The 9,070-nt window shown below is 68.9% G+C and carries 10 protein-coding genes and 2 pseudogenes; 5 read left to right on the forward strand and 7 right to left on the reverse strand.

Going from position 1 to position 9,070, the window contains the following annotated elements; all coding sequences use genetic code 11:
- From ACLHRZ_RS35785 to ACLHRZ_RS35795, 3 genes are all read left to right on the forward strand, one after another.
- Positions 1 to 236, forward strand: a 236-nt coding sequence (locus ACLHRZ_RS35785) for a hypothetical protein (RefSeq protein WP_490422787.1), incomplete at its 5' end; no start/stop codon positions are given.
- Positions 237 to 260: 24 nt separating this feature from the next.
- Positions 261 to 854, forward strand: a complete 594-nt coding sequence (locus ACLHRZ_RS35790) for an RNA polymerase sigma factor (protein WP_490422788.1) — start codon at positions 261 to 263, stop codon at positions 852 to 854.
- Positions 851 to 1,828: a CU044_5270 family protein gene (locus ACLHRZ_RS35795; RefSeq protein ID WP_490422789.1), complete on the forward strand. Its 978-nt coding sequence runs from the start codon at positions 851 to 853 to the stop codon at positions 1,826 to 1,828. Before ACLHRZ_RS35790 ends, ACLHRZ_RS35795 begins: the two co-directional genes overlap by 4 nt.
- Positions 1,829 to 1,981: 153 nt before the next feature.
- Here the strand turns inward: ACLHRZ_RS35795 and ACLHRZ_RS35800 are convergent, their stop codons facing one another.
- Complete coding sequence (locus ACLHRZ_RS35800) at positions 1,982 to 2,833, reverse strand: IS5 family transposase (protein ID WP_490422790.1); 852 nt, start codon at positions 2,831 to 2,833, stop codon at positions 1,982 to 1,984.
- A 207-nt stretch (positions 2,834 to 3,040) separates the two neighbouring features.
- On the opposite strand from ACLHRZ_RS35800, the pseudogene ACLHRZ_RS35805 reads away from it, so the two are divergent.
- A pseudogene (locus tag ACLHRZ_RS35805) lies at positions 3,041 to 3,884 on the forward strand (IS5 family transposase); the annotation flags it as partial.
- Positions 3,885 to 4,024: 140 nt separating this feature from the next.
- Here ACLHRZ_RS35805 and ACLHRZ_RS35810 read toward each other — a convergent pair.
- The 3 genes and pseudogenes from ACLHRZ_RS35810 to ACLHRZ_RS35820 all read right to left on the reverse strand — a co-directional run bounded on the left by ACLHRZ_RS35810 (position 4,025) and on the right by ACLHRZ_RS35820 (position 6,352).
- A pseudogene (locus ACLHRZ_RS35810) lies at positions 4,025 to 4,585 on the reverse strand (transposase family protein).
- A gap of 178 nt (positions 4,586 to 4,763) precedes the next feature.
- Positions 4,764 to 5,720, reverse strand: coding sequence for a hypothetical protein (locus ACLHRZ_RS35815; RefSeq protein ID WP_490422791.1), 957 nt, complete (start codon positions 5,718 to 5,720; stop codon positions 4,764 to 4,766).
- The gene (locus tag ACLHRZ_RS35820; protein ID WP_490422792.1) at positions 5,717 to 6,352 is read right to left on the reverse strand and encodes an alpha/beta fold hydrolase; all 636 of its coding nucleotides are present in this window, start codon (positions 6,350 to 6,352) and stop codon (positions 5,717 to 5,719) included. The genes ACLHRZ_RS35815 and ACLHRZ_RS35820 overlap by 4 nt, the downstream gene beginning before the upstream one ends.
- Positions 6,353 to 6,401: 49 nt before the next feature.
- Between ACLHRZ_RS35820 and ACLHRZ_RS35825 the strand changes: the two genes are divergently transcribed.
- Positions 6,402 to 6,935: a transposase family protein gene (locus ACLHRZ_RS35825; RefSeq protein ID WP_490422793.1), complete on the forward strand. Its 534-nt coding sequence runs from the start codon at positions 6,402 to 6,404 to the stop codon at positions 6,933 to 6,935.
- A gap of 70 nt (positions 6,936 to 7,005) precedes the next feature.
- Here ACLHRZ_RS35825 and ACLHRZ_RS35830 read toward each other — a convergent pair whose 3' ends face one another.
- The 3 genes from ACLHRZ_RS35830 to ACLHRZ_RS35840 are packed head-to-tail and all read right to left on the reverse strand — an operon-like array spanning position 7,006 to position 8,936.
- Entirely contained in the window at positions 7,006 to 7,446 is a 441-nt protein-coding gene (locus ACLHRZ_RS35830) for a DUF6262 family protein (protein WP_490422794.1), read from the reverse strand.
- Positions 7,436 to 7,924, reverse strand: a complete 489-nt coding sequence (locus ACLHRZ_RS35835; RefSeq protein ID WP_490422795.1) for a hypothetical protein — start codon at positions 7,922 to 7,924, stop codon at positions 7,436 to 7,438. The genes ACLHRZ_RS35830 and ACLHRZ_RS35835 overlap by 11 nt, the downstream gene beginning before the upstream one ends.
- Positions 7,914 to 8,936 (reverse strand): hypothetical protein, encoded by a 1,023-nt coding sequence (locus ACLHRZ_RS35840; RefSeq protein WP_490422796.1) that lies wholly within the window; start codon positions 8,934 to 8,936, stop codon positions 7,914 to 7,916. The genes ACLHRZ_RS35835 and ACLHRZ_RS35840 overlap by 11 nt, the downstream gene beginning before the upstream one ends.
- Positions 8,937 to 9,070: the final 134 nt, after the last annotated feature.

Raw genomic sequence — 9,070 nt, forward strand, 5'->3', positions numbered from 1 at the left:
TCGTGCCTGCGTCCATCATCGACCCGATCCGCGCCGAGTTCCTGGCACTGTTGCCCTGCACCGCTCTGCTGCCGCCTGCTGACCAGCAACGATCCGCCCGGCAGGGCCGCCGCCGGACGGGCCGCGGAAGCCGCCGCGACCGCCGCCCGCGCCGGGGTCTACGTACGGCATCACCGGCACACGTGACCCAGGTCACCCAGAACCGCCTGCGCGCCGCGGAGAGCAATGATGTGTGAGCACCACAAAACACAGGAGACCGCATGCGTGCACGACTACGAGCGGGTGATCGCGACGCGTTCGCCCAGCTCTACGAGGAGCATGCGCGGACTGTCTACAACCACGCCTATCGGTTGACCGGCGACTGGTCGACGGCGGAGGAGGTCATGTCCGAGACCTTCCTGGAGGCATGGCGCACCCGGGAGCGGCTGGAGCCGGACGGCGATTCGCTCAGGCCGTGGCTGCTGGGGATCGCGACGAACAAGGCGCGCAACGCCAACCGCAGCATCGGCCGGCGTCTCGCCTTCCTGGCCCGCCGCCCGGCCCCGGAGCCGGTGGCGGACTTCGCCGACGAGGCGGCCGGACGGATCGACGACGCGCGGCAGCTGGCCGCGGTCCGCCGGGCCCTGGGCAGTCTGCGGCGCCCGGAACGGGAGGTGCTCGTCCTGTGCGTGTGGTCCGGGCTGGACTACGCGCAGGTCGCGGAGGCCCTGGACATTCCGGTGGGGACGGTGCGTTCGCGCCTGTCCCGCGCCCGTGCCCGGCTCCGCCGGCTCGCCGATCAGCAACTCGAAGCACCGGAATCACCGAGCGGTGCCGCCTTCGCGGCCCTGACCGTCCAGGAGGAGGCCCGATGAACACCACCGAGCGCGAAGAGCTGTCCCGGCTGCTGCCGCCGCCGGCCGAACGGGACCTGCCGCCCGGCCGGCACCTCCACCACAAGGAGCGGCTGATGCGGCAGATCGACCGCGACCGCGCCCCGGCCGCGACGGTCCGGCGCCGGCTGCTGCGCCCTGCCGTACTGATGCCCGCCACGGCGCTGGCCGTCGCCGGCGTCCTGATCGCGACGCTGCCGGACGCACACCGCACCCGGACACCCGCCGAAGCGCCCCGTACCGAAGCGGCCTCCGGTCGCGGAGCGGTCGTGCTGCTGGACCGGATCGCGGCGGTGGCCATGAAGTCCGGCACCGGGCCGGTGCGCGAGGACCAGTACGTGTACCTGCGGGGCCTGACGACCGAGACCGTCCACTACAAGCCCGTGAAGGTGAGCGAGCCGAAGGAGTGGGAGAACTGGCTTCCCCAGAGGTCGGCTCCGCGGAAGGACGACCAGGGGCTGCTCAAGCAGGACGGGAAGTACTTCCCGGTCATGGGCGATCCCGTCCCGGCGGGCCTCGACCGGCCGACGTACCAGTGGCTGGCCTCGCTGCCCACCGACCCCGACGCCCTGTACGAGCGGCTCCGCAAGGAGGTCCGGCCGGTCAAGGGCCAGGACGGGGACCAGACCGTCTTCGAGGCCTTCGGCGGACTCCTGTCGGCCGTCATGCCGCCCGAGACCGAAGCCGCCCTCTACAAGGCGGCCGCGAAGATCCCGGGCGTCGTCGAGATCCCCGACGCGACGGACGCCAAGGGCCGGCACGGCATCGCCATCGCCCGTGAGGACAAGCAACTCGGTGAGCGCACGGAGTGGGTCTTCGACCGGCAGAGCCTCGGCTACCTCGGCGCCCGCACCTGCCTGACCAGGACGAGCGACCGGGGCACGGCGGGCACGCTCGTCCACGCCACCGCCGTCCTGGAGCGCGCCGTCGTCGACGCGCCCCGGCAGACGCCCTGACCATGATCGAAGACGGCGGAGGCCGGACCCGAAAGGGGTCCGGCCTCCGCGCGCTCACTGCGCTCAGTGTCTGATCAGCTGCGTCGCCTGGTCGTCCTCGTCGGGCGCCGGCCCCGGTACTCAGCGCGTCCGCCAGCAGGTGGTGAGATGGGGTCATCGGATGCGTGGGCTGGCCGGCCGGGTGTCCCAGCGGTGGGTGTGCCAGGCCCGGCGGATCAGGCTGCGGACAGTGATGACGGCGGTGGCCAGTGCGAGGTAGAACTCGACACACTGGCGCCGTCGTTCGGTGCAGCGGCGGAGCCTGCCGAAGTTGTTCATCCAGGAGTTGGTCCGTTCGGTCACCCAGCGGCCGACGGTCTGGATCGGGACCCGACTGCCACGCGGAGTGACCTTCGCGGTGATGCCCCGCCCGGCCAAGTCCTTGTAGACGGGCTGGTAATCGTAGCCGGCGTCCAGGCTCAGCGCCGGGTGCTGCGGGGCATGGCCGAGACGGCCGGTCAGCCAGGCGAAATCGTCGAGGGTTTCGGGCAGCAGAGTGTGGTCGCGGACGTTCGCACCCGCGGGGACGGTGATTATGGGTATGCCGTAGGCGTCGGTGAGCTGGGACCGCTTGAGGCCCTGCTTGCCCCGGTCCACGGGGGACTTGCCCGCGCGCTCGCCCCCGGAAGGCGCTTTGGTGATACATCCGTCCGCGGCCAGTCTCTCCAGCTCAAGGCCCACCATCCGGTCGTAAGCCCGGAATACGGCAAGAACCAGGTGAGCGGCGACACCGGCTTCGATCCATTCATCCCGGCGGCGCCGGAGCGTGGTGGCAGAGCAGGTGCTGTCCGCAACCCGCTCGTACCCCATGCCCGACACCAGCGCGGTGATGAGCTTGTCGAAGACGACCACGTCCGCGACACGCGGGTTGTGGCAGCCCAGCGGGTGATCGTCCTCACGATCCGGCAACAGTGCCAGGAACTCGGCGCGGATCGGGTCGATGATGGACGCAGGCACGATGGGCACAGGCTTCTCCCAGGATCACAGAGCGTAGACAACTCCATGATCACAAGAAGCCGACCCGTCGTGCCGCCGCACTGTCGCGTCCATGACCTACTGGCGGACGCTCTAAGAGCGTGCGCGGATTGGCGGGGTGTGGGGGCCTGGGTGCAGGCGCAGGCGCGGGGCTGCGTGATCATGTGAGTTTCTACGCTCCGTGATCGTGGAGGCTCCGTGCCTGCGCTCCCATCGTGGCTCGTCGAACCGCTGTGGGACCGGTTCCGCGAACTGGTCCCTGCGCGAAGTGAGTTCGACCCGGGTCACCCGCCGGGTTGTCATCGTCGACGCATCGGTGACCGCACGGTCTTCGACCGGCTTGTGCAGGTGCTGGTGTTCGGCTGCGGTTACCTCAAGGCCGCCGACAGTTCGTGCTCGGCGACGACGATCCGCGACAGACGTGATCAGTGGATCACAGCCGGCGTGTTCGAACGCCTGGAGCTGATCGTGCCGGAGGCCTACGACCGTTTCGTCGGGCCGGAGCTGTCGGACCTGCCGGTCGACGGCTGTCACACCAAGGCGCCCTGCGGCGACGACGCCGCAGGACCGTCGCCGGTGGACCGGCGCAAGGGCGGCATGAAACGCTCCACCTGCACCGACGCCGCCGGCATTCCTCTCGGGGCGGTCACCGCTCCCGGGAACCGGCACGACTCCCCGCTCCTCGCCCCGACGCTGCAGAAACTCGAACGCCTCGGACCGCTCCGGGACAATGCCACCGTTCACCTCGACGCCGCCTACGGCCCGGACAAGGGGGGGGGCACGAACGGCCGCGGAACACGGCCTGCAGGCCCAGGCCGCGGTCAAGAGCGTCGCCACCCCTGTCCAGAACACGAAACGCCGGCCGGTCGAGCGCACGAACACCTGGGGCAACCAGTTCTTCAAGATCGCACGCCACACCGAACGACGCACTCAAGTCGCCGACGCCCACCTGTCATTGGCCCATGCTGTCATCACTCTGCGCCGCCTCATCCGCCGCTCGCGGACCCTCTACCACTGGGACACACGCCCCAGAAAGCGACCCCGAACACCGCCTAACCGCACACGCTATAAGGATCTTCAGAGTGGCCACCGATCGGGTGACAGCTCCTTGGAAAACCGCAGGTCAACACACTTCAAGCTGGGCTGCGCCAGCCCAAGTTGAAGATCCTTACTGAACGTCTTTCATCCTGAGTAGCCGCAGGTCAGGAGGGTGCGGATGGCCTGGACGATGCGGCTGATGCGGTTGCCGGAGCATCGTGCCCGGCGGAGGACGCGCCAGGTCTTCAGGCGGGCGAAGGCGCGTTCGCCGGGAGCCCGGAGGCGGGCGTGGACGCGGTTGAACCGTTGGTAGTGGTCCGGGAGTTCGCGGTGGAGAACCACAGAGGGGTCCCGTCCGGACGGGCGATGACCTGCACGTTCATCCCGTGCTGCTGGTGTTTCTGGCTGTAGTACGGCTCGTCCGCGGCGATGCGGTCGGTGGGGACCAGAGTGCCGTCAACGATGACGAAAGTCCCCTTCACCCAGGCCCACGAAGGCCTCGTGGAGGCCGGGAGCCCAGGCCGCGAGGACGTCCAGGGTCTCGTCGACGTATCGCCAGGCGGTCGCCTCCGAGACACCGAAGCCAGCTCCCAGCTGTGCGAACGTCTCGTTCTTCCGCAGATGCGCCAGCGTCAGCAGAGCCTGCCTGAAACAACCCAGCCGCCGCCACGGCGACTTCAGCTCCTGTCGGCGGGCGTGGATCAGTCACGAGACATGCCCCACGAGCCCATAAGGGACATCGAGCATGGAAGGATACGGAACCAAGCAAGGCTCCTCGGGCGAAGCGCGGTGCGTAGAGAACACCAGCGCAACGACCAGGGGCCTCGCGCCGTTACCCGCTCTGGCCTGCTCTTTCACACCCGCGGGACAGGTTGAAAGACGTTCAGTCACCGCCCTGTTCCAGCGTGCGGTGGCGGGTCTGTCCAGACCTCGAACCACCGCGTCGGCGGGCCGCGTGCAACACGCCGACCAGAGCTGCGGCCGCCAAGAGCAAGACAAGGCCTACGGCGGTGACGGCTGCATTCCCCCAGGAGACGGCGTAGCCGTGTGCGACAAGCAGGGCGGACGCCACCGTCACGGCCCCGAGCTCCCTCAGGCCACTGGTCCGGGAGCGAAAGGCCGCGATACAGCCGGCCGCGGCCAGGGCGGCGATCGGCCAGATACCGGCATAGTGCAGCCTGAATTGTGGCAAGGCCAGGTCCAGGGCTACTGCCTCCGGAAGCCAGGCGGCCAGGGCGAGAGCCGCGGCGGTACGCCTCATTCCCATGCTGGGGCGCAGATCGGGCGGGCACGTGAGAAGGAGGCCCGCGGCGAGCAGCGTCATCGCTGGTGTGAGGCGTACGTCGCCGTAGCTGTCGGGGATGGCCATGGCGGTGAGGGCGGAACCGGTCAGGCCGGTTGCGGCGGTGATGACACCTGCAGTCCAGTGCCGGGTGGCCAGTGCGGTTATTGTCCCGATCAGGACAAGAAGGAAGAGGACCGCACAGGTGCCGTGCAGTACGGACTGGCGAAGCACCTCGTCAGTGTCCGGGTTGCCCGGGAGGTGGAAGGCGAGGGGCGCATCGCGGTAGTCGAGGAGGAGAAGGGTCAGGCGCAGGGCTGCGTAGGCAGCGGCAGCGGCCAGGGCAAAGGGGGCGATGGTAGCGCAGAAGCGGCCCAGGCGGGCGGTCGAGACCAGTCCCACCCGCAGCCGCAGAGCGTGCGCGGTGACGTCTACCGTCTCCCGTACGCGCACCCGGGCCGTGGCGTTGTGCACTGCCTGGTGGTAGAGCTCGGCTATTTCACTGCCGTTCGCCTGGCGGTACCGGGCCGGATACAGGCGCAGGAGTGCGGAGATCATGCCATCGCCACCCTGCCGCTGGCGCCCAGGCGGCGCTGGGCTTCGCGGGCGGTTTCCGCGATCCGCTCGGCTTCCCGGGCCAGCCGTTCCCGGCCCTGGGTGGCAAGCATGTAGGTGCGGCGGAGGCGGCCGTCCACGATGTCTTCCCGGTGCACTTCGATCAACCCTTCCTTCAGGAGCCGCTCAAGAGCCCCGTAGAGGGTGCCCGTACGCAGGACCACGCGGCCGTTGGAGATCTTGCTGACTTCCTGCGTGATCGCATACCCGTGGCGGGGCGCGTCCGCCAGGGCGGTAAGAAGGAGCAGGGTCGGCTCCTGCATCACACGCTCACTCATGTCGACAACATATGTCGCCGAACGGCCTATAGGCAAGTTTTCCCCCGACCCCGCCGCACGCACTCGGTGGGGGTGGCGGGCGGCGAGTTGCTGGGCGACCCGTCCGCCCATGGACGTGCCGTAGACGTCGGCCCAGTCGATGCCGAGTTCGTCGAGGACGGCGATGACGTCCTGGGCGAACAGTTCGGTGCTGTAAGGGGTGTCGGGCTTGTCGCTGTCGCCGGTGCCGCGGTAGTCGAGCGTGAGGGTGCTGCGAGCGGGGTGAGAGCGGACAGCGCAAGAGGTTCTGATCAACATCTCGGGATGGCCGAGCGTGACTGACCGCCAGGTCGGCCTTTGACCAGGCATGTTGCACGATCAGCTGCTCGACCTGTTGCTTCCCCACCTGGCCGCCGTGGCTGTCGACGGTATCCGCGTCGTTGGCTCCGGAGTGAGGATCACGGCCTCGTGCGTCGCTCCCACCGCCTGTTGTCCGGGCTGCGGGGCTGTGTCGTGCCGCGTGCACGATCGTTACCGTCGTCGTCTCGCCGACGTCGCGGTGGGCGGGCGGCCCGTGACGATATGCCTGACCGTCCGTCGGTTTCGGTGCGACAGTCCGGACTGTGGCCGTCGTACGTTCGCCGAGCAGGTCGAGGGCCTGACCTTGCGATACGGGCGGCGAAGCAGCCTCCAGGAGGCGATGCTGGAGGTGGTCGGCCGTGTGCCGGCGGGCCGGGCCGGCGCCCGTCTTGCCCGGATGCTGCATTGTCCGGTCAGCCCGAACACCCTGCTCAGCAGGGTGCGGGCCCTGCCGGCCGAGCCTCCCGCCGACAGCCCGCGAGTGCTGGGAGTGGACGACTTCGCCCTCCCCTTGATTATCTTGAGTTGGTCGTTGGTGTAGGGCTGTGACCTGCGTCGTCTCGTCGGAGACGGTGTCGTCGACGAGACGACGAGGCGGTTGGAGAGCCGTGTCAGCAGGGCCCGATCGTGATCGAAGAGTGTCGCGGGAGGGCGACTTCGTCTGTGGTGGGCAGGCCGGCCGCGCGGAGTTGGCCGAGGACGTGGGCGAGTTGGCGCCGGAGTCGTTGGTTGTCGTTGGTGAGGTCGCGATTGCGGGCGAGGGCGATTTCGAGGCGTCGGGCCAGGGAGGCTTCGGTTCCTCGTTGGCGTGCGGGTGTTGTCGGTGGCAGGGCTCGGCGGTCGAGCGACCGGAGTCGTTCGATCTCGGCTCGGATGTCGGGCTGGGTGTAGAGCCAGGAACGTGAGACGCCTGCGTGTCGGGCGATGATTTCGAAGGTCACCGGGGTGCCTGCGGTGTCGAGTTCGCGCAGGGCCTTGACGGTCTTGGCGCGGGTCAGCTCGTGGCGCCGCTGGGCCGAGGTCACGAGGTGTGCGCTGTTGTCAGCCCGCATCGGCCGCCTCCGCGTCGTCGTCCTGGTCGAGGGCGGTGATGATGCGTTCGAGGTTGCCCAGGACCTGGCGGTTCATCTCGACGAGCCGTTGCTGTCCGCGTGCCTCGGCGGCGGAGATGATCTGCAGGACTTCCTGGTGCTGTTGGCGGTGCTGGGGCAGGAATTCCGGTGTGGTGACGAACATCGGGCAGGTCAGGCAGGCATTTGCGTGGGGACAGGTTTTGACCACCGGCAGGCCGCAGTAGCCGTTGGGCAGGGCCTGGGTGGCGCGTCCGACGCGCTGCTTGGCCCAGGCGGCCTCGGCGAGCGGTCCGTCCGGATCAAGCGTGACCTTCTCACCGCTGATGTTGACCTTGCGTGCCTTCTCCCAGTGCCGGCGGACCGTGGTGTCGTGGAGACGTAATGGTGACGTCGGGTATTGGAACTGTCCGAATGCCCCCGTGAGAGTGTGGTCTGAGGGCTTCGTCTCAGGTGCCATTGAGGTTCTCCGTTGCCCTGCGACTTACTTCGGCGGCGTAGGTGGCCCAGTCCCCGGCTGCGGCTCGCTGCCATTGGACGGCGACTTGGATGTGGAGACCGAGAGTCCGGGCAAGGATGGCGGCGGGCAGCTCGGTCGCGAGCTGGAAGAGGGCGGTTGAGCGGAGGTTGCCGGTGATTCCGACGGTGGCGAGGCGTTCGCGGAGCCGGTAGGCACTGATCGGCTGTCCCGGCTGCCCGCCGGGGAACAGCCACGGGGACGCCGCGCGGTGGCCGGACACGGCATGGCCGCGGCGGTCTGCGGCGAGTTGGGTGATGAGGGCGTCCAGCGGCTCAGGCAGCGTGATGGGTGCGGATCCGAGCGTGATGTCGACCCGGCCGCCAGTGACCGTGATGTCGTCGAGGGTGAGGCGGGCGATGTCAGCGACGTGTTGCGCATAGAGGACGACGAGCAGGCCGGCGACCCTGATGCTTGCGGGCAGCGAATCATCGTGCAGGAGCTGACGGGCGGTCTGCCAGCGGCGATCAGCGTCGATGGCGCCAGTGGGGCCGTGCCACCTGGTCGCCGGGAAGTCGAGTTTCGCAAGCTTGTTCGTCGACGCCCACCGGACGAAGGAGCCGGTGTCGAGTTTCTGGGGCACCAGGCCGTCGGCGAGCCAACGGTCGAGGTGCGCTTGCTGGCAGGTGGCCAGGGTCAGGCCGTGTCCGGCCAGCAGTTCCAGGAAGCCGATCGCGGCCCTGGTGCGGCGGCGGAGGCTGGCGGCCTGTCCGTAGGTGACGCCGCTGGGGGAGGCTCGGCGCCGCAGTCGTCGCAGGTGATGCCAGGTCGCGTAGCGGTGGACGACGTAGCGGTCCTGGGGGTCGGCGACGGAGGCGATGGTGTTGTCGAGCCACTGTTCAAGCCGGGCGAGGTACTCATCCCGGGTGGGCAGTGAGCCGGCTGTCACCAGCACGGTCCGCAGGTGCCGGACGGTCTTGTCCTGGCCGAACTCGTCGAGGGTTGCATGGCTCAACTCGCGTGCTCCGCGGGCAAGGTCCTCCAGCAGGGTGACCGCAGAGGTCTTGGACAGCCAGGCGTGTGTGGCGATGGGCCGCTCGGTGGAGCAAAGAGCGTCTTTGAGAGGGTGTTAAGTCCCGTTCCTGATGA

This window comes from Streptomyces sp. AM25, assembly GCF_058146165.1.

Coding starts and splice junctions, on each gene's coding strand:
- ACLHRZ_RS35790 (WP_490422788.1), top strand. CDS start 261: ATGCGTGCACGACTACGAGCGGGTGATCGCGACGCGTTCGCCCAGCTC.
- ACLHRZ_RS35795 (WP_490422789.1), top strand. CDS start 851: ATGAACACCACCGAGCGCGAAGAGCTGTCCCGGCTGCTGCCGCCGCCG.
- ACLHRZ_RS35815 (WP_490422791.1), bottom strand. CDS start 5,720: ATGATCTCCGCACTCCTGCGCCTGTATCCGGCCCGGTACCGCCAGGCG.
- ACLHRZ_RS35820 (WP_490422792.1), bottom strand. CDS start 6,352: ATGTTGATCAGAACCTCTTGCGCTGTCCGCTCTCACCCCGCTCGCAGC.
- ACLHRZ_RS35825 (WP_490422793.1), top strand. CDS start 6,402: ATGTTGCACGATCAGCTGCTCGACCTGTTGCTTCCCCACCTGGCCGCC.
- ACLHRZ_RS35830 (WP_490422794.1), bottom strand. CDS start 7,446: ATGCGGGCTGACAACAGCGCACACCTCGTGACCTCGGCCCAGCGGCGC.
- ACLHRZ_RS35835 (WP_490422795.1), bottom strand. CDS start 7,924: ATGGCACCTGAGACGAAGCCCTCAGACCACACTCTCACGGGGGCATTC.